Consider the following 19,827-nt stretch of genomic DNA (forward strand, 5'->3'; position numbering starts at 1 on the left):
GCTTACAGCTGCTTGTCCAGACTGATCTGCACGCCGTGGTCGCGGTCCTCACCGCTGCCCACCAGCCCGCGGTAGTCCACGCGCAGGCCCCAGTCGCGACCGAAGTCGAACATCACCCCGGCGCCCAGCATCCAGCGGTTCCGGTCGAAGCCGTCCAGCGAGGTCCGGTAGAACGGCACCCCGGCCAGATCGGCGTACTGCATCGTGGCGGTGCCACTGCTGCTGAAGTCGTGCTGGTATTCCACCCGCAGCTGCGGCGTCCAGGCACCCCATGCAGCGGTCTTGCGTGTCTCGATGCGCAGGCCGGCGTTGCCGGTGCTGGTGTCCACGTCCTGGTCGCCGTAGCGCAGGGCGAACAGGTCGCTGCCCTGCTCGACATAGCGGTCGAGCGTGCCGCGCGAGGCATCCAGTCGCGCATACGGGGTGAACTGCCAGCTGCCACGGACCAGGTCGGCGCCGACAGACAGCGAACCGAACCACTGGCTGCCATCGCGACGGGCATGCACGAAGCTGCCGTCGCTGGTCACGTAGCGGCGCAGGTCGTAGTCCAGCAACTGGTGGCCCAACAGTGCATCCACGAACAGATGCTGGCCGGGGCTGTAGCTGCCGTACACCGCCAGGGTGAAGGCCTGGCCATCGCTGCGGCTGCCGTTCTCGCCCACATCGGTGCGGTCGCGACCGTAGCCCAGGCCGACGCCAAGGGCCAGGTCCTCACCGACCTGCAGGTCGCTGCCGAGGGTGACGCCGTCGGTGTTGAAGTCACCGCCGGCACTGCCGCGTCCGTTGGTCCGGCCGGTGCGGATCGTACCGCCCACCCACAGGCCGAGCGCTGCCTGCGCGCCAGTGCCGGTCGCGGCCGGCGCATCCAGCCCCGGTTCCCGATCGAACGGCTGGCGACGCTGGGCGTCGCAGTCACTGCCGGGCAGGCTGCCTACCGCCGGATCACAGCGCTGCGGCCCATAGGCCAGGCCCAGGTTGTTGCTGAAGCCGTTGCTGCGGCTGGCCCCATGCAGGCGCTGCATGCGCTGCTGGAAGTTCTCGATCTGCGAGGTCGCAAAGCGCCGCGCGGTATCGGCCTGCGCCGACAGCAGCCCGCGCACTTCCGGGTCGCGGGTCGGGTCCGGACGCTGGGTGACCTGCACGGTGTAATCGCGCGTGCCGGTGAAGCCAAGTGCATCGGTGGCGGTCACCGTGAAAGCGAACGCACCGGCTGCGGTGGGCGTGCCGGTAAGCGCGCCGGATGCGGCCAACGCCAGGCCGCCGGGCAGCGCGCCGGTGGTTACCGCGTAGGTGTACGGGGCGGTGCCACCGCTGGTGGAGAGCTGCTGCTGGTAGGCGTTGGCGAACAACCCGGCCGGCAGGGTCGACGGGGTCAGCGTCAGCACCGGCGCAGCCACGCTGAGCGTGTAAGCCTGGGTCACGGTGGCCGGGGTGCCGGTGGTGCTGTCGGTGGCGGTCACGCTGAAGGCAACCGTGCCCACCGCGGTGGGCGTCCCCGACAGGCGACCGCTGGCAGCATCCAGCGCCAGGCCCGCCGGCAGGGTGCCAGTGGTGATGGCGAAGGTGTACGGCGCTACGCCGCCGCCGGCAGCGAAGGCTACCTGGTAGGCGCTGCCCGCCGTGGTCGGGGTCAGGGCGCCGGCGGCCGGCGTCAGGCTCAGCGTGGGCGTGGCCACCTGCAGCGTGTAGTTCTGGACCACGCTGGCCGGGGTGCCGGTGGTGCTGTCGGTGACAGTGACGATCAGCGCGAAGCTGCCCGCCTGGGTCGGCGTACCCGACAACACACCGGTGCCTGTGTCGAACGCCACGCCGCTGGGCAGCGTGCCGTTCAACGCGTAGGTGTACGGTGCGACGCCGCCGGCAGCGGTGATCGGCTGCTGGTAGGCACTGCCCGCCGTGGCCGGTGACAAGGTGGCCGGGGTCACTGTCAGGGTCGGGCTGGCCACGTTCAGCACGAAGCCCTGGCCGGTGGTGAACGGACCGGTGCCGGTGCTGCTGTCGGTCGCCGAGGCCTGCAGGTTGAAGCTGCCGGCCTGGGTCGGGGTACCGCTGACGGTGACGCTGTCGACGGTGCTCGCGGTGATCGACAGGCCGGCCGGCAGGTTGGCCACCTGGTAGCCGCTGTAAGGCGCAGCGCCGCCGGACCAGGTGAAGGTCTGGCTGTAAGGCACGCCGGCCACCGCCGAGAACACGCTGTTGGCGCTGACGGTGATGGTCGGGGTGCCCACGCTGACCGTCACCGTGCCCGGCGCTGAAGTGCCGGTGCCGTTGCTGGCGGTGTAGGTGAAGCTGTCACTGCCGGCGAAGCCTGCTGCCGGCTGGTAGCTGATCGAGGTCGGGCCGGTCACCGTGGCGGTGCCGTGCAGCGGTGCGGTACCGACCGCCACTGAATTGGCCGCCCCGCCCGACAGCGCGAGCGTCACCGGCGCGGCCGGCGCACCGTAGGCCACCGAGGTGCTGACATTGCCAGCGACCGGCAGGCCATCGGCCACGGTGATCGCCATCGCGGTGCTGACCGAATACGGTGCACCCACGCCGGTGCTGCTGTCAGTGGCGGTAACGGTGAAGTTGAACGTGCCCAGCGTGGTCGGCGTCCCGCTGATCACACCGGTGCCGGCCAGGTTCAATCCCGGCGGCACGCTGCCGGCGGTGATCGCATAGGAGTACGGCGCGGTGCCGCCGCTGGCCGGGCCGACGGTGACGGTATACGGCTGGGCGAGCGTCGCCCCCGGCAGTGGGCCACCCGGCAGCACCAGCGTGGGTGCACCCACGGTGAGCACGTAGGCCTGCGCACCGGTGTAAGGACCCGGCGCGGCACTGGTATCGGTCGCGGTCACCGTGAAGGGATATGAGCCGCCAGCGGTGGGTGTACCGGAAAGCACCCCGCCCGCGCTCAGGGTCAGGCCCGGCGGCAGCGAGCCGGTGGTGACCGCATAGCTGTAGCTGCCACTGCCGCCGCTGGCGACGATGGTCTGGCTGTAGGCAACGGCGATCGCCGGAGGCGGCAGCACCGCCGGCGCGACGGTGACCGGCTGGTCATCGTTGAGCACGGTCACGATGCCCTGCGCATCGGCGAGGGTGGCATTGGTGGGTGCGGTCAGATTGACCGCGAAGGTCTCGTCGGCTTCCGGCGTGGTGTCGCCGTTGACGGTGACCGCAATGGTCTGGGTGGTCGCGCCGGGTGCGAAGGTCAGCGTGCCGCTGGCGCTGACGTAGTCGGTGGGCGCGACGGCGCTGGCATTGGCGGTGGCGTAGTTGACGGAGACCGTCTGCCCGCTGGCCGCCGACAACGTCACCGTCAGCGTGGCGGTGACCGTGCCGGCGTTGCCCTYGGTTACCGAGGTGTCATTGATCGACAGCGACGGCAGCGCATCATCATTGACGATCGTACCCAGGCCCTGCGCGTCGGCGACGGTGGCACCGGTGACGTTGCTCACATTGACCAGGAAAGTTTCGTTGGGTTCGTTGAACGTGTCGCCGTTGACCAGCACGGTGAAGGTCGCGCTGCTGCTTCCCGCCGCAATGGTCTGCCCGGTCAGTGCCTGGGCGACATAGTCGCTGCCGGCGGTGGCGGTGCCGTTGGCGGTGGCGATGTCGAAGCTGACCCCGCCCGGGCCCGCCGGCGCGTTGAGCGACACGGTGAAGGTGAACGCCGTGGTGCCGCTGTCGCCTTCATTGAGGCTGACGTCATTGATGCTCAACGCCGGCTGGTCGTCGTCAAGGATCGTGCCGGTCGCACTTGTCGGTGCGCCGACGCCATAACCGGTGCCTGCAGCCAGCGTCAGCACCACGGTCTCATTGGCTTCCACGCTGCTGTCGGCCGTGGGCGTGACGGTGATCGTCCCGCTGGTGGCCCCGGCTGCAATCGACAGCGGCGAGGACACCGCCGCGTAGTCGGTGCCGCTGGTGGCGGTACCGCCGACGGTGTAGGCGATCGACAGCGGCACTAGGCTCGGCTGGTCCAGGGTGACGGTGTAGACCAGCGGGGTGCCGCTGTCTTCGTTGACCGTGGCCGGGGACACCGTGATCGATGCCGTGGGCACATCGTCATTGAGGATCGTGCCGGTAGCGCTGGCCGGCGCACCGACGGTGTAGCCGCTGCCGGCAGCGACGGTGAGAATCACCGTTTCGTCGGCTTCCACGGTAGCGTCGGCGGTCGGGTTGATGGTGACCGTGGCAGTGGTGGCGCCCGAGGGAATGGACACCGTGGCGACGCCGCCGGTGTAATCCACGCCACTGGTCGCCGTGCCGCCGGTGGTCAGGTTGACCACGGTCGGCGAGGACAGGTTGAGGCTGCGGGTGACGGTGTAGACCAGGTTGGTCCCCCCATCCTCGCTGACGCTGGCCGGTGCCACGGCGATGCTGACGCTGGGCGCCGCGCTCACCGTCAGGGTGAAGTTCTCCACCTCGAAGTAGGTGCCGGTGCCGGTGCTGCTGTCGGTGACGCGGATGGTCACCGGATAGGTACCGGGGGCTGCCGTGGCGGTACCGCTGATCACCCCGCCTGCAGAGAGTGACAACCCGGTGGGAAGGCTGCTGGCTTCCATCGCGTAGGCGAAGGGCGCAACGCCGCCGATGGTGGTCAGCGTCTGCGAGAACGCCACGCCCTGGATGGCCGTGGCGGCGGTCGGTGACAGGGTGAGGCTGGGATTCTGCACCGTGCCGCTGTAGGTCTTGTCGGCGGTGGCCGAGGTGGCATCGGTGGCGCGCACGGTGAAGGTGTACGCGCCGCGCTGGGTGGGCGTGCCACTGATCACACCGGCGTTGACGGTGATGCCAGCCGGCGGGGTACCGGCTTGCAGCGTGAAGGTATACGGTGCAGTGCCGCCGCTGGCGCTGAGCGTCTGCGATACCGCCGTGCCGGCGGTCAGGGTGAGCGCGGCCGGTGCGACCACGATCGTGGAGTTGGCCGGGGTGATGGTGACCGCGACCCGGACAATGTCGCCATCGGTGTCGGAGAATTCGAAGACATCACTGGTGGCGGCGTCGCCGTTGTGACCGTAGTCGACGAACCAGCTGCCGCCGGTGATGCGCAGGTTGGCGGTGCCGTGCGATGGCAGCTGCGGGCCGTCCACGGCTCCCTCGCCGGCCAAGGCGATCGGATTGGCGCAGGCGGTGACGTTGATCGCCACGGTGCCGCCATTGCCCACGGTTGCCGACTGGGCCGGACAGATCGACGAGGTATGCGCGGCCCACGCGGCGCTGGACCAGCACAGCGCGGCGCAGAACAGGACGAACACGGTCGAGAAAACACGCGCGGTACGCGCGTATCGGGTACGGAGTGCCATGACCTTTCCCCCTTGGAAAGAATCCACCTGGATGCAGAACAACATCGAGGTGCGCGTCCCGTGCCGGCTGCCCCGGGAGCATGATGCTCCCGTCGTTCCTTGACGTCGCCAGCGGCAGGCATTCCACGCCTCCCCCCTTTGGCGCCATTGGAACAGAGTCCCCGTGTCGAAGAAAGGCCCCCAGCAACGGGACTTGTGAACAGCCTGAATGGCGTTCAGAGTAGCTGCGCGCCAGTCCGGCGCCGCGCTCAGCATCCAAGGGGGATCAGATGAGCGAATTCTTCATCGGCCAGATCATGATGGCCGGGTTCAATTTTGCACCCAAGTATTTCGCGCAATGCAACGGGCAATTGCTGCCCATCAACCAGAACCAGGCTTTGTTTTCACTACTGGGCGTGCAGTACGGCGGCAATGGCGTCACCACCTTCGGCCTGCCGGATATGCGCGGGCGCACGCCCGTCGCGTATGCGCTATCGGCCGATGGAGCATGGCAGCCGCCGGCCATGCAGATCGGTCAGCAGGCCGGGACCGAGAACGTGACCCTGTTGCCCACGCAGTTGCCTGCGCATGGCCACCAGGTCGTGGGCGTGGCCGCTGCCGGCGACAACCGCAACCCCACCGGGCGCACGTTCGCTGGCGGCGGCACGACCAAGCTGTATGCAGCCCAGGGTGGCGCGCTGGTTGCACAGGCACCGTCGTCGGTCGCCCCGGCAGGCAGCACCCAGCCCCATCCGAACATGCAGCCCTACGCCACGCTCAACTTCTGCATCGCGCTGCAGGGAATCTTCCCCTCCCGCAGTTGATCACGGGGCCGGCCGTTGCCGGCCATGCGTTACTCACAAGGAGCATGATCAGATGAGCGTACCTTTCGTCGGCGAAATCCGTATGTTCGGATTCAACCGCGTTCCCAGTGGATGGCTTGGCTGCAACGGCGCACTGATACCGATCGCAGAGTACGAAGTGCTCTTCGCGCTGCTAGGCACGACCTTTGGCGGTGACGGCCAGAGCACCTTCGCCGTGCCGGACATGCGCGGCCGCGTGCCGGTGCACATGGGCCAGGGCCCGGGGCTCAGCAATCGCCCGCTGGGCGTGGTGTCCGGAACCGAGTCGGTCACGCTGACCCTGCCACAGATGCCGGCCCACACCCATGCGCTGTCGGTCTCCAGCGGGGTGGCCACGCTGGAGGCGCCCGCCGCCACCGCGATACCGGGCGCCGTCAGTGGCGAGACCTTCTATGTCACCGACACCAACGGGGCGACCGCACTGGCGATGGAGGCGTTGGCCGTGACCAGCAGCGGTGGCAACCAGGCGCACGAGAACTGCATGCCCACCCTGACGGTGCAGTACTGCATCGCCTGGGCCGGCATCTTCCCGCAGCAGCCCTGACCCTTCCTTCGTTACGCCCAGAGAACCGACATGACCGAACCTTACATCGGACAGATCCAGCCGTTCGGCTTCAACTTCGCCCCTAACGGATGGGCGTTCTGCAACGGCGCTACGCTGGCGATCCAGCAGAACACCGCCCTGTTTTCGCTGCTCGGCATCCAGTACGGCGGCAACGGCACCGTCACCTTCCAGCTGCCCAACTTCAGCGCCCGCGCTGGTGGAGGGACGGGCACCGGCAACGGCCTGACCCCCCGCTCGATCGGCGACACGTTCGGCGTCTCCCAGGTGGCCTTGAGCACATTGGAAATGCCCGCACATGCGCACACGCTGACCGCGTTCGCGCAGACCGACACCAGTAAGCGCAGCGGCGTACCGGTTGCCGGTGGTGGTCTTTCCCAGCCCGGGTCCAACGCCGTCAAGCCCTTCAGCAATGCAACGCCGGACACGCCGCTGTCCCCGTCCATGCTGCTACCCAACAGCGGTGGCAACCAGCCACACAACAACCAGCAGCCCTACCTGGCGGTGAACTTCTGCATTGCCCTGCAGGGCGATTACCCTGCGTTCGACTGATGCTGCCCGCGACGCTGGCGCCGTTCCCTCCGGAGCGGCGCCCAGCGCTGGCCGGGGTCGCCGGGGACACCGGCTGGCAATGGCGCGCGCTGCGCGGCGATGACCTGCCCTGGCTGGTGCRGCTGTATGCGAGCACGCGCGAAGAGGAACTCCGGTCGGTGCCCTGGCCGGACGCTGCCAAGTGGCAGTTCCTGTCGCAGCAGTTCGTGGCCCAGCACCAGCACTACCTGGCCCAGCACCCGCGCGCGCATTACCTGGCGATCCTGCGCGAAGACCAGCCGGTGGGGCGCTTCTATGTCGATGAAGAAGGTGAGGAAGATCTCATCGTGGACATCAGCCTGCTGCCGTCATCGCGCGGCACCGGTATCGGCACGGCGGTGATCGGTTGCCAACAACAGGCCTGTGCGGGACGCGGTCGCGCGCTGCGGCTGCATGTGATGCAGCACAACCACGCTGCGTTGCGCTTGTACCAGCGGATGGGGTTTGTCGCCACCTCGGCGGCGGCGGCGGGCGAACTTTACCTGCCCATGCGCTGGGAGCCCACGCGCCGTCCCCTCAGTTGAACACGGCCTGGTACAGGAAGCCGGCACGTTCCTGCGCGATCGGCACCAGGAAGATGCCCACCTCGCCCACCCGCGCATGCCGCATCGGATAGATCTGCTGCGGAAAGACGATCGGCGCGCCATTGCGGAACAGCAGCGAGAACGGCGCACGTGCGGTATCCGCGCGCGTCTGCGGCAGTGGCCGCGCCTCGACCAGCACGAACTCCATCTGCATGCCATCGAACTCGGCGGCGAACGTCTCGTTCACGCAACCGGCAAAGTGTTCAAGCGTCAACAACTCCATGTCCCGTTCCCCAGTCACGTACCGCAGGCGTAGCGGCATCGAACATCCTCGCTGCATCGCGTGGCGCGCACAAGCGCCACGCGATGCACCGCGCGTGGATCAGGCCGCCAGCGCCGCGTCGATCGCCGCCACCAGGCGCGCATCGTCAGCCGGCACGTCCGGGGCGAAGCGGGCGATGACCTGACCATCGCGGCCCACCAGGAACTTTTCGAAGTTCCACAGCACGCCCGGCGCCGGGTTGACCACCAGCTCGGGGTACTTGGCCACCGCGCCCTGCAGCTTCTCGCGCATCGGGCCTTCGCCGGTGGCGGCCGGCTGGGCAGCGGTGAGCTGCTGGTACAGCGGATGCGTATCGGCACCGGCCACGCTGATCTTGGCGAACAGCGGGAAGCTCACGTCGTATTCCAGCTGGCAGAATTGCTGGATCTCCGCCTCGCTGCCCGGCTCCTGGGCCAGGAAGTTGTTGGCCGGGAAGCCCAGCACTTCCAGACCCGCGTCGTGCTTGTCGGCGTACAGCTTCTGCAGGCCTTCGTACTGGGGAGTCAGGCCGCACTTGGAGGCGACGTTGACCACCAGCAGCACCTTGCCGCGGTAATCGGCCAGCGAGGACGGCTGGCCTTCAATGGTGTTGACGGGGATGTCGTAGACGGTCTGGGTCACTGCAGGTTCCTTGCATTGGAAAAAGGGAGGCACGCGATGGCGATGCCATGGGAATGTCAGTCGACGCAGATCGTGCCGATCGCCACGCCGCCGTCGATGCGCTGACGGCAGCCGAAGTTCTGGCTGACATCGCGCTGGCATTGGCCGGTGGCCTTGGCGCCCGGTGCCACCTGGCCCTGCGCCAGACACTGGCCGGTGCACTCGGCTTTGGCGCTGCAGGTTTTGCCGGCATCGGGATAGGCCACCACGCACTGCACGCGCTGCAGGCGGCCCAGCGGCTGCAGCGCGCCGCCGCTGGCGGCGCAGTCGGCAGCCTGTTTGGCCGCCGTCGCGGCGGCCACCGATGCGGCGTCTTCGGGCGAGGGCGAGGTACTGGCGCAGCCGGCCAGGGCCAACAGCAGGGACAACAACAGGGTCAGGCGCATGCGGGCTTCCTTGAACGATCGGCAGATGCCATAGCATGCGCGATCACCTGCATGCATTGCATGTACGCCACGTGTCACTCCGCCGCGTCGGCCCGCTCGTCTGCCGCGCTGTCCTCGTCCTCGCCGGGGATCTCCTCCAGCAGCTCCTGGCTCTGTTCGGCGCTGAGCGACTCCACCCCGCGCAGGCGGCGTTCGATGGTGCGGGTCTTGCGGCTGGCCTCGCCGAGGCTGCGGCCGACGGTGCTGATCTGCTTCTCGGCCTTTTCGAGGATGCCGGCAAACTTGCCGAACTCGCTCTTGACCGCCCCGAGCAGGCCCCACACTTCGCTGGAGCGCTGTTCGATGGCCAACGTACGGAAGCCCATCTGCAGGCTGTTGAGCAGCGCGGTGACGGTGGTCGGTCCGGCCACCACCACCCGGTGCTCGCGCTGCAGCAGGTCGACCAGGCCGGGACGGCGGATCACTTCGGCGTACAGACCCTCGGTGGGCAGGAACATCACCGCGAAATCAGTGGTGTGCGGCGGCGCGATGTACTTGTCGCAGATCGACTTGGCCTGGATGCGGATCGCGCGTTCCAGCTGGGTGCCCTGTACGCGCACGCCGTCGACGTCGCCCTGTTCCTGCGCATCGAGCAGGCGTTCGTAGTCCTCGCGCGGAAACTTGGAATCGATCGGCAGCCACACCGGGGTGTCGTCATGCCCGCGGCCGGGCAGGCGCACGGCGATATCGACGATCTCGCCGCTGTCCGGGCGTACCTTCACCCCGCGCGCGTACTGCTCCTGGGTGAGGGTCTGCTCGAGGATGTTGTCCAGCTGCACTTCGCCCCAGCTGCCGCGGTTCTTGACGTTGGTCAGCACCCGCTTGAGGTCGCCCACGCCGGTGGCCAGCTGCTGCATTTCGCCCAGCCCGCGCTGTACCTGTTCCAGGCGGTCGGAGACCAGCTGGAACGAGGCACCCAGCCGAGCTTCCAGCGTGGTCTGCAGTTTTTCATCGACGGTGACCCGCATCTGATCGAGCTTTTCGGCGTTGTCGCTCTGCAGGCTCTTGAGCTGCTGCTCGAGCGTGGCGCGCATTTCGCCGATGCGCGTCTCGTTGCGCTGGGTCATGTCCTGCAGGCGCTGGCCCAGCGATTCGGCCAGGCGCTGCTGCGACTGTGCGGTTTCCTCGCGCCCCTTGCGCGCGTCTTCGGCCAGGGCCTGGCGCAGCGCGGCCATGTGCCCGTCGGTACGGGTGGTCAGCTCCACCAGCTGTTGGCCGAAGGCTTCAATGCGGGCCTGCTGCTGATGGCCGAAGACCTCCAGTTGTGCGCGCATGTCCTGCAGGCGCAGGGCCAGCAGTTCACCGGTGCGCTGTTGGGCCTGGGTGCCTTCCTCGCGGGCCTTGCGCGCGTCTTCGCCCAGCGCGTCGCGCAGCAGGTCCAGGCGCTGGTCGGTGCGGGTGGACAGCTCGGTCAGCGCGCGGGCGAAGGTCTCCAGCCGCGCATCCTGCTGCCGGCCCAGGCCTTCGAGCTGCTCGCGCAGTTCGCTGCGGCCCACCCGCGCCTCTTCGCGCAGGCTCTGCTCCAGGCCGCCATGCTGGGAACGCCGCAGCAGGACCACCAGCTGCAGGACAAGGACGGCACAGACCAGGCCGCCGAGAATGAGGAATTCGGTTTGCATGACGGCAAGTGTAGGCTGAGCCGGTCTCATTGGCTGCGCCGGGCGTATCCATGTTGGAGCTGCACGGTACTGCGCGATGACGACTTCGTGCTGTGGGAGTCCAACAGCATCTGCCGCTACCTGGCCACCCGCGAAGGGCGGCACGACCTCCTGCCGCAGGCACCGCAGGCACGGGCGCGGGTGGAACAGTGGATGGACTGGCAGGCCACCGATCTCAACAACGCATGGCGCTATGCGTTCATGGCCGGCGTCCGCCGGCATCCGGATTACGCAGATACGGCGGCGGCGGCATCCAGCCTCGCGCAATGGCACCGTTTGATGGGCGTGCTGGACACGCAGTTGGCGCACACCGGTGCGCACGTTGCCGGGCCCGGGTTCAGCCTGGCCGACGTGGTGCTGGGCCTGTCGACCCAGCGATGGCGCCTGACCCCGGGCGACAAACCGGCACTGCCGGCCGTGGACGCCTGGTTCGCGCGCCTGCGGCCACGTCCGGGCTTCGCCCTGCACGTGGACAACGGCGTGCCCTGACAGCCCTCAGAGGTGGGTGAACACCTGTTCGCGCGGCAGCCGCGACTTGGGCAGGTCGGCGTTGAAGTTGGCCTCGCTGCCGTAGCCCAGCGCCACCAGCACCACGCTGGTCAGGCCGCGTTCGCGCAGGCCCAGCTCGGCATCCAGCACCGCGGCATCGAAGCCTTCCATCGGGGTGGCGTCCACGCCATGCACGCCGGCAGCCAGCAACAGCGTGCCCAACGCCAGGTACGTCTGCTTCTGCATCCAGTGCTCCACATCGCCCAGCGTATGCCGGTGCAGGTCCACGAAGTGGTGCAGTGCGCCGCGCTGGCCCTCGCGCGCTTCGTCGCTGGGGTAACGGCCATCGGCGGTTTCCTGTTCGATTATCTGCGCCAGGTAGGCATCGTCGATGCCGGTGCGGGTGGCGAACACGATCACGTGCGAGGCGTCGGTGATCTTGGCCGTGTTGAACGGCTGGTGGGGCTGGGTGGCACGGGCGATGCGCGCACGCGCCGCATCACTGGCAGCCACCAGGAAATGCCAGGGCTGCGAATTCACCGACGAGGGCGCGTGGTGCAGCACGTCGAGCAGATCGTGCAGCACCGCTGGCGGCAGYGCGCGAGTGGGGTCGTAGGCCTTGGTGGTGTGGCGGCGGCGCGCCACCGGTGCGAGGGTCATGTGGATCGGTTCCGTGGGGGATACAGGGGTGCGGGGTGCAGGGGGACTCAGAAGCCTTCGAGGACCAGCTTGCCGCGCGCGCGCTGGCTCTCGATCAGTGCATGGGCCTGGCGCAGGTTGGCGGCATTGATGCGGCCGTAGTGCTCGCCCAGGGTGGTGCGCAGCACGCCGGCATCGACCAGCGCGGCGACACGTTCGAGCAGGTCGTGCTGACGCTGCAGGTCCGGGGTGTTGAAGCTGGAGCGGGTGAACATCGACTCCCAGTGCAGCGACAGGCTCTTGCGCTTGAGCGCCATCACATCCAGCTGGCCCGGATCGTCGATCAGCGCCAGCCGGCCCTGCGGCGCCAGCACGGCCACAATCTGGTCGTAGTGCTGGTCGGTGTGGGTGAGGCTGGCCACGTGCGCGACGGCGTCGATGCCCAGACGCTGCAGGCCATCGGAAAGCGGCTGCGAATGATCGATCACATGGTGGGCGCCCAACGCATACACCCAGTCCTGGGTCTCCGGACGCGACGCGGTGCCGATGACGGTCAGCTGCGTCAGCTGACGCGCCAACTGGATCAGGATCGAACCCACGCCACCGGCGGCGCCGATCACCAGCAGGGTCTGGCCTTGGCCACCGCCCTCGGGGATGCACAGCCGATCGAACAGCAGCTCCCAGGCGGTGATCGCGGTCAGCGGCAATGCCGCAGCGGCGGCATCGTCCAGGCTGGCCGGCTTGTGCCCGACGATGCGCTCATCCACCAGCTGGTACTCGGCATTGCTGCCCGGACGGCCGATCGCCCCGGCGTAGAACACCGCATCGCCGGGCTGGAACAGGCTGACCTCGCTGCCAATCGCGTCCACGATCCCGACCGCATCCCAGCCGAGCACGCGCGGTTCGTCCACGGCCACGCCGTTGCGCACCTTGGTATCGACCGGGTTGACCGAGATCGCCCGTACTTCCACGCGCAGGTCACGCGGGCCGGGGCTGGGGATCGGCAGGGTAATGTCCTGCAGCGCGCGCGGGTCGCTGATCGGCAGGCCGTGCTGGGTATAGGCGATTGCTTTCATCGAGGGCAAGTCCGTTCGGGAAGACCCACAGCCTGCGCTTCACCCCGGCCGGCAGAAAGGCGCAAAATCGGGCAGCACTTTCACTGCAGGAATGAAAATGGTCCGCATCGACGACCTGGGGCTGTTCGTGCGTACGGCGGCGCTGGGCAGCTTCTCCAATGCCGCCCGCGAGGCCGACCTGCTGCCCGGCCAGGTCGCCGCGGCCGTGGCGCGGCTGGAACGCGAGCTGGATCTGCGCCTGTTCGTGCGCTCCACCCGCAGCCTGCGCCTGACCGCCGAAGGCGCGCTGTACCTGCCCTATGCGCAGGAGGTGCTGGCCACCCTGAGCGAAGGCCAGGCGCGGGTGCGGGGCGAGGACGCCGAGCTGCGCGGCGTGCTGCAGGTGGCCGCGCCGTCGGACCTGGGCCGCAACGTGCTGCTGCCGTGGTTGAGCGAATTCCGCGCGGCGCATCCCAGGCTGCAGCTACGCCTGCACCTGTCCGACCAGGTTGCCGATGTGTTCCGCGACCCGGTCGACATCGCTTTCCGGCTCGGTCGCTTCGACAACGCCAGCTACGTCGCCCTGCCGTTGCTGCCGGGCAACCGCCGGGTACTGGCGGCCTCTCCCGATTACCTGGCCCGGCACGGCGCGCCAGCCACCCTGGAGGCGCTCAAGGACCACCACTGTCTGCTCTACCAGCTGGCCGGCCGCGCCTACGACCGCTGGAACTTCGAGGTTGATGGCCGCCGGGTGGTGGTGCCGGTGCGCAGCAACATGGTCTGCGACGATGCCGATGTGGTGCGGCGCTGGGCCGTGGCCGGCGAAGGCATCGTGTTCAAGTCCTGGCTGGATGTGTGCGGGGATGTCCGCGCCGGCCGCCTGCAGGTGCTGCTCGGTGGCGCCGGCGACAGCCTGCCGTTGAACCTGGTGTGCCCGCATCGCAAGCAGTTCTCCCCGGCCATCCGGCAGCTGCATGCGATGTTCGAACAACGCCTGCAACCGCTGCTGAAGGATCTGCCCCGCCTGCCCGGCTGACGCTATCGGTGGACCGGGCCGTGCCGGACAATGGCGCACCCCCGTAGTCGAGTCGCCGCCATGCCGTGGATGGGCATCCAGGACCTGTGGACCTTTGTCGCTGCCGTGCTGGTGTTCCTGGCATTGCCGGGCCCGGGTACGTTCACCCTGCTCACCGCGACCGGTCGCGGCGGGGTACGCGGCGGTTACACCGCGCTGTTCGGTCTGCTGCTGGGCGACCAGATCCTGATGTGGCTGGCGGTGGCGGGCGTGGCCGCGCTGCTCAAGGCCAACCCGCTGGTGTTCCACGCGGTGCAGTACCTGGGCGCGGCCTACCTGGTGTGGATCGGCATCGGCCTGCTGCGCCGGCCCCGCAGCAGCGGCGAGGAAGGCGGCATCCGCCTGCAACCGGGCCACTACTTCCGCCAGGCCGTGCTCATCAATCTGCTCAACCCGAAAGCGATCATCTTCTACATGGCGTTCCTGCCGTTGTTCATCGATCCGGCGCGGCACCAGGGCGTGGCAACGTTCGCGACCATGGCGGTGATCATCTTCGTGCTGGGGCTGGCGTACTGCTCGGTGCTGATCGGAGTAGGCAACCTGTTGCGTCGTAGGATTCTCCAGCATCCGCGTGTAGGGCTTTTGCTGAGACGGGTTGCCGGCATCTTCCTGGTCGGGTTTGGCGTGCGCCTCGGCGTCAGTGGCTGAGGCGCTGCCCTGCGTAGCGATGCGCGGCGTGGCGGATGGCGTGGGCAGAAACGCGAATAGGTAGCATCATCCAAGCAAGATCTTTCAATCGATAACTTGAGATTCCGCGTGACGCCCTCGGGGTGTCCAATCGGTGCCAACGGTCGCGGTCACCGCGTCCACGCGGAGATCCGATGTCCCCGGTGTATTTCGTCCAGCACGTATCCGGCCACGATGAGCGCCTGCTCGGCATGGCCACCGGCCGCATCGATCTGGGCCATCCGGCGGTCGGTCGCATCCTCGCCGGCCTGCAGCCGCTGGACCGGATCGATCTGCGCACCTCCCGCTTCGACTGCCACGCCAGCCTGGTGCTGGCCCTGCGCCGACACATCGACCATGCCGAACGCATCGCCAACGGCTGGCGCCTGTTCGATGCCGACGGCAGGCTGCGCTGCAAGCGTTTCCCGGGCGATGCGCAGGTGATGTTTCCGCATGGGCTGCCCGATGGCGACCACTGGCTGCGAACGCTGCTCCAGCCCGGCTCGCCGGCGCGCTCGGACTGAGCGGGTCAGCGCGCGTGCATGGCCTGCCGCAGGTGATCGATGAACACCCGCAGCTTGGGCGCCATCTGCTCGCGCGCCGGGTAGTACAGGTGGAAACCGGCAAACGGCTGCTGCCAGTCCTGCAGTACGCATTGCAGCCGTCCGGCGGCGAGGTCATCGGCAAACAGCGCCTCGAATCCCTGTGCCATGCCCAGCCCGGCGCGCACCGCGGCATGGATCAGGCCGGCATCGTTGAAGACCAGCCGCCCCGCCACCTCGACCTCCACGTCGCGCCCCTCGCGGGTGAACTCCCAGGGCATCCGGCGGCCCGTGCTGAGCCGGTGCACGATGCACTCGTGGGCGACCAGTTCGGCCGGCGTGGCGGGCACGCCGTGGCGGGCAAGGTAGGCCGGCGTGGCCACCACCACCTGGCGCTCGAGTGGCCCGATCGGCAACGCGATCATGTCGCGGGCCAGGCTCTCGCCCAGCCGGATCCCGGCATCGAAGCCGCCGGCAACCAGATCGGCCAGCGCCGGCTCCACGAACAGTTCCACCTCCACCTGCGGGTACAAGGTGAGAAAACCGGGCAGGTGCGGCAGTACCAGCAGCTCGGCGGCGATGCGCGGCACATTGATGCGCAGCTTGCCCGCCGGGACATCGCGCACGCTGTCCAGCGCGTCGAAGGCGGCATCGATCTGGGCCAATCCCACCCGCACCCCCTCCAGGAAGCGCGCCCCGTGTTCGGTGAGACCCACGCGGCGCGTGGTCCGGTGCAGCAACCGCACGCCCATGCCCGCCTCCAACGCGCGCACGGTCTGGGAGAGCGCCGACGGCGACACGCCGAGCTCGTCGGCGGCGCGGGTGAAGCTGGCATGGTGGGCGACGCGGGCGAAGGCGACCACCGCCGGCAGGGGACGCTGGGGATTCATTGTGAAGCCTGGCTTCAAGGAAGATGCAGGAGCAGCCAGTTTATCCACATGGTCCACGGGAGGATGCTGGGCACCCGGCGACCTCCCATGCCATCTGCATAACGGGCGCCGGACCAGTCCTGTTTCCCTTCCCCGGAGCTTCCCCATGCAGACCCGCACCCTTGGCCGCCACGGCCCCACCGTTTCCGCACTCGGCCTGGGGTGCATGGGCATGAGCGCCTTCTACGGCGGGCGCGGCAGTGACGCAGACGCCATCGCGGTGATCCATCGTGCGCTGGAACGCGGCGTGACCCTGCTCGATACCGCCGACATGTACGGCCCGCACACCAACGAGGTGCTGGTCGGCAAGGCAATCGCCGATCGCCGCGACCAGGTTTTCCTGGCCACCAAGTTCGGGATCAAGCAGGAACCCAGCGACAGCGCCGCACGCAGTGTCGATGGTCGCCCGGAGTATGTGATCGCCGCCTGCGAGGCCAGCCTGCAGCGACTGGGCGTGGACCACATCGACCTGTACTACCAGCACCGCGTGGACGCCAGCGTGCCGATCGAAGACACCGTCGGCGCGATGGCGCGGCTGGTCGAGCAGGGCAAGGTGCGCTTCCTCGGGCTGTCCGAAGCGTCGGCGGCCACCATCCGGCGCGCCCATGCGGTACATCCGATCACCGCCGTGCAGACCGAGTTCTCGCTGTGGTCGCGCGATCCGCAGGACAACGGCGTGCTGGAGACCGTGCGCGAGCTGGATATTGGCTTCGTGCCCTACTCGCCGCTGGGCCGTGGCTTCCTCACCGGCGCCATCCGCAGCCTGGCCGACGTCGATGCAGACGACTACCGCCGCCAGTCGCCGCGCTTCCAGGGCGACAACTTCAACCGCAATCTGGCGCTGGTCGATGCGGTCACCGCGATGGCACGCAGCAAGGGCATCACCCCGGGGCAACTGGCCCTGGCCTGGGTGCTGGCGCAGGGTGAGGACCTGGTGCCGATCCCCGGCACCAAGCGGATCGCCTACCTGGAMGAAAACCTCGGCGCGCTGCAGGTGCAGTTGAGTGCGGCGGAGCTGGCGCAGATCGACGCGATCTTCCCGGCCAACGCCGCCGCCGGCCAACGCTACGCGGCAGCGGCGATGGCGATCTTGAATCGCTGAGGGTGCGCCCACCCGCCCCGGCAATACACCGGGGCGGATGGGGGACAATGGCGCGCCCTTCGCCCGAACGGACCTCCACCATGCGCTGGCTTGCCCTGCTCCCCCTGCTGCTGGGCGTCGCCCCAGCCCACGCCGATGAGGTCCGCTGCCTGACCGGCGGCAACGCCGACCAGATCCACTTGGAGTGGAAGCTGCCCGAGGGCGACACCGGCGCAACACCGGTGAGCTTCGTGCGCTACGCCGGCAAGACCCAATGGCTGCGCCTGACCCGGCTGTCCAACGAAGGCAGCGAGATGGCCGAAGGCCGTCCCTGGCAGTTCGACGCGGTGTGGGAAGAGCACCTGGACGGCAAGGTGACCGGGCAGTACGCGATCACCACCCAGGGTGCACGCATTTACGGCTTCGATTACACCAACGCGCGCAACGGGCGGCAGACGCGCTTCAGCGAAGACATCGGTGCGATGACCGACAGCGGCTGCCACTGGGACTGACCGGGTGTCGGCCACGTTTGTGCCGGTWTCGTCACCCCAATCCCAGTCAGGTGCACAGCGCGCCCACGTGGGACGCTTGGCAGTAGTAATGCTGCACCGCGTTCGGTAAAACTCGCAGACTTGTCGTTAACAGTCATCCACCGCGAGGCCCCATGTCACTGCTCCGGCGCAAGTCCCTTGACCAAGTCACCGTCCATGAAGCCGGCAGGCGACTGGTTCCGACCCTGAGCTGGCCGCACCTGATCGCCTTGGKTATCGGTGCGATCGTGGGCACCGGCATCTACACCCTGATCGGGGTGGGCGCCAACCTGGCCGGCCCGGCCGTGCTGATCTCCTTTGCCATCGCCGGTGCGGTCTGCGCGTGTGCGGCGCTGTCCTATGCCGAACTGGCCACGATGATGCCGGCGGCCGGCAGCGCCTACACCTACAGTTACGCCGCGCTCGGCGAGACGGTGGCGTGGGTGGTGGGCTGGAGCCTGATCCTGGAGTACTCGCTGGTGGTGAGCACGGTGGCGGTCGGCTGGTCCGGCTACGCGGTCGGCTTCCTGCATGGCTGGGGCATCGACCTGCCGTTGACGCTGACCGCCGGGCCGCACGTGGAAGGCGGCTTCATCAACCTGCCGGCGGTGCTGATCACCTTCGTGGTGGCCGGCATGCTGATGGCCGGCACCAAGGAAAGCGCCACCCTCAACGCGATCCTGGTGGTGGTCAAGATCATCGCGCTGACCGTGTTCGTGGCCATTGCCCTGCCGCACTTCGACACCGGCCACATGGAGCCGTTCATGCCGTTCGGCTTCGCCAAGTCGGTGGGTGCCGATGGCGTCGAGCATGGCGTAATGGCTGCCGCGGCGATCATCTTCTTCGCGTTCTACGGCTTCGATGCGATCTCCACCGCCGCCGAAGAGACCAAGAAGCCCGACCGCGACCTGGCAATCGGCATCATCGGCTCGATGGTCGGCTGCACCATCATCTACGTGCTGGTGGCGCTGGCTGCCGTCGGCGCGATGAGCTACACGATCTTCGGCCAGAGCGCCGAGCCGCTGGCGCTGATCCTGCGCGAGCTGGGCAGCCCGGGCGCGGCCAAGTGGATCGGCGCGGCGGCGGTGATCGCGCTGCCGACGGTGCTGCTGGCCTTCCTGTACGGGCAGAGCCGCATCTTCTTCGTCATGTCGCGCGATGGCCTGCTGCCGCGCGGGCTGTCCAAGGTCAGCGCGCGCACCGGCACGCCGATTGCGACCACGCTGTTCACCGCGGTGCTGGTCGCCGCGCTGGCCGGCGTGGCCCGCCTGGATGAAATTGCCGCACTGGCCAACGCCGGCACGCTGGCCGCGTTCACCGCGGTGGGCCTGTGCCTGGTGGTGCTGCGCAAGCGCGAGCCGAACCGCGTGCGCAAGTTCCGCACTCCGCTGGCCTATGTGGTCGGTCCGCTGGCGGTGATCGGCTGCGTGTACCTGTTCTTCAGCCTGCCGAGCAAGACCCAGCTGTATTTCCTGGCCTGGAACATCCTGGGCCTGGTCGCCTACTTCGCCTACGGGCGTCGCAATGCGGTGCTGGGCAAGCAATGAGGCATCGCGCCGTCTGACCTTCGGGGCGGCACGTCGGTAGGAAAAGGCAGGCCCAAGGGCCTGCCTTTTTCTTTGGTTCTTCCCCCATCTGAGGGGAGCGTCTTGCTGCACGGGCCGTCGCAGCGTGAGCACGACGCTACGCGGGCGGCCGGGTGTGCAGGCCGCTGGGATGGGCTGGCGTCTCCGATCGGGCTGGTCGCGAGCGTGTGGGCCCCGTAGCAGCCGGTAGGCCCCTGGCGCAAATGTCCCCCGGCCGCGGAGCGGCCTCCTCCTTTATTTTGCCCAGGRGCCTASCGGCCGCTAMGGGGCTCGGCTTGCGGCACAAGCGGGGAGCGAGGATTCTCTGACGTTCGTCGGTGGGTCGGGCGCTGGGCGCCCATGCCCTTGGAGGCGAAATAAAGG

18 protein-coding genes and 1 pseudogene are annotated in these 19,827 nt (G+C 68.4%); 11 read left to right on the top strand and 8 right to left on the bottom strand.

Annotation, left to right across the window (positions count from 1 at the left end):
- Positions 1 to 2: 2 nt before the first annotated feature.
- The gene (locus tag AC1DQP_RS04660; RefSeq protein WP_478051178.1) at positions 3 to 5,288 is read right to left on the bottom strand and encodes a putative Ig domain-containing protein; all 5,286 of its coding nucleotides are present in this window, start codon (positions 5,286 to 5,288) and stop codon (positions 3 to 5) included.
- Positions 5,289 to 5,557: 269 nt separating this feature from the next.
- Between AC1DQP_RS04660 and AC1DQP_RS04665 the strand changes: the two genes are divergently transcribed.
- From AC1DQP_RS04665 to AC1DQP_RS04680, 4 genes are read left to right on the top strand one after another with little or no spacing between them, the layout of a single operon-like run.
- Positions 5,558 to 6,091, top strand: coding sequence for a phage tail protein (locus AC1DQP_RS04665; RefSeq protein WP_457318835.1), 534 nt, complete (start codon positions 5,558 to 5,560; stop codon positions 6,089 to 6,091).
- 52 nt (positions 6,092 to 6,143) lie between these two features.
- Positions 6,144 to 6,674, top strand: coding sequence for a phage tail protein (locus AC1DQP_RS04670; RefSeq protein WP_256776113.1), 531 nt, complete (start codon positions 6,144 to 6,146; stop codon positions 6,672 to 6,674).
- A gap of 30 nt (positions 6,675 to 6,704) precedes the next feature.
- Positions 6,705 to 7,244 carry a phage tail protein gene (locus AC1DQP_RS04675; protein WP_256776112.1) on the top strand — a complete coding sequence of 180 codons (540 nt, stop codon included), beginning with the start codon at positions 6,705 to 6,707 and terminating at the stop codon, positions 7,242 to 7,244.
- Positions 7,244 to 7,807, top strand: coding sequence for a GNAT family N-acetyltransferase (locus tag AC1DQP_RS04680; protein ID WP_478051179.1), 564 nt, complete (start codon positions 7,244 to 7,246; stop codon positions 7,805 to 7,807). The genes AC1DQP_RS04675 and AC1DQP_RS04680 overlap by 1 nt, the downstream gene beginning before the upstream one ends.
- Here AC1DQP_RS04680 and AC1DQP_RS04685 read toward each other — a convergent pair.
- The 4 genes from AC1DQP_RS04685 to AC1DQP_RS04700 form a co-directional block, all read right to left on the bottom strand.
- Entirely contained in the window at positions 7,800 to 8,090 is a 291-nt protein-coding gene (locus tag AC1DQP_RS04685) for a DUF6916 family protein (RefSeq protein ID WP_256776110.1), read from the bottom strand. The two genes, AC1DQP_RS04680 and AC1DQP_RS04685, sit on opposite strands and share 8 nt — an antisense overlap.
- Before the next feature lie 99 nt (positions 8,091 to 8,189).
- Positions 8,190 to 8,750 (bottom strand): glutathione peroxidase, encoded by a 561-nt coding sequence (locus AC1DQP_RS04690; RefSeq protein WP_457318841.1) that lies wholly within the window; start codon positions 8,748 to 8,750, stop codon positions 8,190 to 8,192.
- A gap of 56 nt (positions 8,751 to 8,806) precedes the next feature.
- Entirely contained in the window at positions 8,807 to 9,175 is a 369-nt protein-coding gene (locus AC1DQP_RS04695) for a hypothetical protein (protein WP_256776108.1), read from the bottom strand.
- Between the two features lie 74 nt (positions 9,176 to 9,249).
- The gene (locus AC1DQP_RS04700) at positions 9,250 to 10,833 is read right to left on the bottom strand and encodes a DNA recombination protein RmuC (RefSeq protein WP_457318843.1); all 1,584 of its coding nucleotides are present in this window, start codon (positions 10,831 to 10,833) and stop codon (positions 9,250 to 9,252) included.
- Between AC1DQP_RS04700 and AC1DQP_RS04705 the strand changes: the two genes are divergently transcribed.
- On the top strand, positions 10,747 to 11,361 hold the full coding sequence (locus AC1DQP_RS04705) for a glutathione S-transferase family protein (RefSeq protein WP_457318845.1): 615 nt from the start codon (positions 10,747 to 10,749) through the stop codon (positions 11,359 to 11,361). The genes AC1DQP_RS04700 and AC1DQP_RS04705 overlap by 87 nt on opposite strands.
- Positions 11,362 to 11,367: 6 nt before the next feature.
- Here the strand turns inward: AC1DQP_RS04705 and nfsB are convergent, their stop codons facing one another.
- Together nfsB and AC1DQP_RS04715 are read right to left on the bottom strand one after the other, a co-directional pair.
- Entirely contained in the window at positions 11,368 to 12,021 is a 654-nt protein-coding gene (gene nfsB, locus AC1DQP_RS04710; protein ID WP_457318847.1) for an oxygen-insensitive NAD(P)H nitroreductase, read from the bottom strand.
- Positions 12,022 to 12,068: 47 nt separating this feature from the next.
- Positions 12,069 to 13,076, bottom strand: a complete 1,008-nt coding sequence (locus tag AC1DQP_RS04715; protein ID WP_457318849.1) for a zinc-binding alcohol dehydrogenase family protein — start codon at positions 13,074 to 13,076, stop codon at positions 12,069 to 12,071.
- Positions 13,077 to 13,167: 91 nt separating this feature from the next.
- Here AC1DQP_RS04715 and AC1DQP_RS04720 point away from each other — a divergent pair.
- The 3 genes and pseudogenes from AC1DQP_RS04720 (at position 13,168) to AC1DQP_RS04730 (ending at position 15,320) form a co-directional block, all read left to right on the top strand.
- Positions 13,168 to 14,138: pseudogene (locus AC1DQP_RS04720) on the top strand (LysR family transcriptional regulator).
- Positions 14,139 to 14,151: 13 nt separating this feature from the next.
- Positions 14,152 to 14,778 carry a leucine efflux protein LeuE gene (gene leuE, locus AC1DQP_RS04725; RefSeq protein ID WP_256776102.1) on the top strand — a complete coding sequence of 209 codons (627 nt, stop codon included), beginning with the start codon at positions 14,152 to 14,154 and terminating at the stop codon, positions 14,776 to 14,778.
- Positions 14,779 to 14,951: 173 nt separating this feature from the next.
- A complete protein-coding gene (locus AC1DQP_RS04730) occupies positions 14,952 to 15,320 on the top strand; it encodes a hypothetical protein (RefSeq protein ID WP_256776101.1) in 369 nt (122 codons plus the stop codon).
- A gap of 5 nt (positions 15,321 to 15,325) precedes the next feature.
- On the opposite strand, the gene AC1DQP_RS04735 is transcribed toward AC1DQP_RS04730, so the two are convergent.
- The gene (locus AC1DQP_RS04735) at positions 15,326 to 16,228 is read right to left on the bottom strand and encodes a LysR family transcriptional regulator (protein ID WP_457318088.1); all 903 of its coding nucleotides are present in this window, start codon (positions 16,226 to 16,228) and stop codon (positions 15,326 to 15,328) included.
- Between the two features lie 145 nt (positions 16,229 to 16,373).
- On the opposite strand from AC1DQP_RS04735, the gene AC1DQP_RS04740 reads away from it, so the two are divergent.
- From AC1DQP_RS04740 to AC1DQP_RS04750, 3 genes are all read left to right on the top strand, one after another.
- On the top strand, positions 16,374 to 17,369 hold the full coding sequence (locus AC1DQP_RS04740; RefSeq protein WP_478051180.1) for an aldo/keto reductase: 996 nt from the start codon (positions 16,374 to 16,376) through the stop codon (positions 17,367 to 17,369).
- A gap of 80 nt (positions 17,370 to 17,449) precedes the next feature.
- Complete coding sequence (locus tag AC1DQP_RS04745; protein ID WP_457318090.1) at positions 17,450 to 17,860, top strand: hypothetical protein; 411 nt, start codon at positions 17,450 to 17,452, stop codon at positions 17,858 to 17,860.
- 152 nt (positions 17,861 to 18,012) lie between these two features.
- A complete protein-coding gene (locus AC1DQP_RS04750; RefSeq protein ID WP_478051181.1) occupies positions 18,013 to 19,425 on the top strand; it encodes an amino acid permease in 1,413 nt (470 codons plus the stop codon).
- Positions 19,426 to 19,827: the final 402 nt, after the last annotated feature.

It is taken from the genome of Stenotrophomonas sp. P5_A8 (assembly GCF_056400545.1).

Excerpts from the sequence above, each read along its gene's own strand:
- AC1DQP_RS04665 (WP_457318835.1), top strand. The coding sequence starts at position 5,558 with ATGAGCGAATTCTTCATCGGCCAGATCATGATGGCCGGGTTCAATTTT.
- AC1DQP_RS04670 (WP_256776113.1), top strand. The coding sequence starts at position 6,144 with ATGAGCGTACCTTTCGTCGGCGAAATCCGTATGTTCGGATTCAACCGC.
- AC1DQP_RS04675 (WP_256776112.1), top strand. The coding sequence starts at position 6,705 with ATGACCGAACCTTACATCGGACAGATCCAGCCGTTCGGCTTCAACTTC.
- AC1DQP_RS04685 (WP_256776110.1), bottom strand. The coding sequence starts at position 8,090 with ATGGAGTTGTTGACGCTTGAACACTTTGCCGGTTGCGTGAACGAGACG.
- AC1DQP_RS04695 (WP_256776108.1), bottom strand. The coding sequence starts at position 9,175 with ATGCGCCTGACCCTGTTGTTGTCCCTGCTGTTGGCCCTGGCCGGCTGC.
- AC1DQP_RS04705 (WP_457318845.1), top strand. The coding sequence starts at position 10,747 with ATGCTGGGAACGCCGCAGCAGGACCACCAGCTGCAGGACAAGGACGGC.
- AC1DQP_RS04700 (WP_457318843.1), bottom strand. The coding sequence starts at position 10,833 with ATGCAAACCGAATTCCTCATTCTCGGCGGCCTGGTCTGTGCCGTCCTT.
- AC1DQP_RS04715 (WP_457318849.1), bottom strand. The coding sequence starts at position 13,076 with ATGAAAGCAATCGCCTATACCCAGCACGGCCTGCCGATCAGCGACCCG.
- leuE (WP_256776102.1), top strand. The coding sequence starts at position 14,152 with ATGCCGTGGATGGGCATCCAGGACCTGTGGACCTTTGTCGCTGCCGTG.
- AC1DQP_RS04730 (WP_256776101.1), top strand. The coding sequence starts at position 14,952 with ATGTCCCCGGTGTATTTCGTCCAGCACGTATCCGGCCACGATGAGCGC.
- AC1DQP_RS04735 (WP_457318088.1), bottom strand. The coding sequence starts at position 16,228 with ATGAATCCCCAGCGTCCCCTGCCGGCGGTGGTCGCCTTCGCCCGCGTC.
- AC1DQP_RS04745 (WP_457318090.1), top strand. The coding sequence starts at position 17,450 with ATGCGCTGGCTTGCCCTGCTCCCCCTGCTGCTGGGCGTCGCCCCAGCC.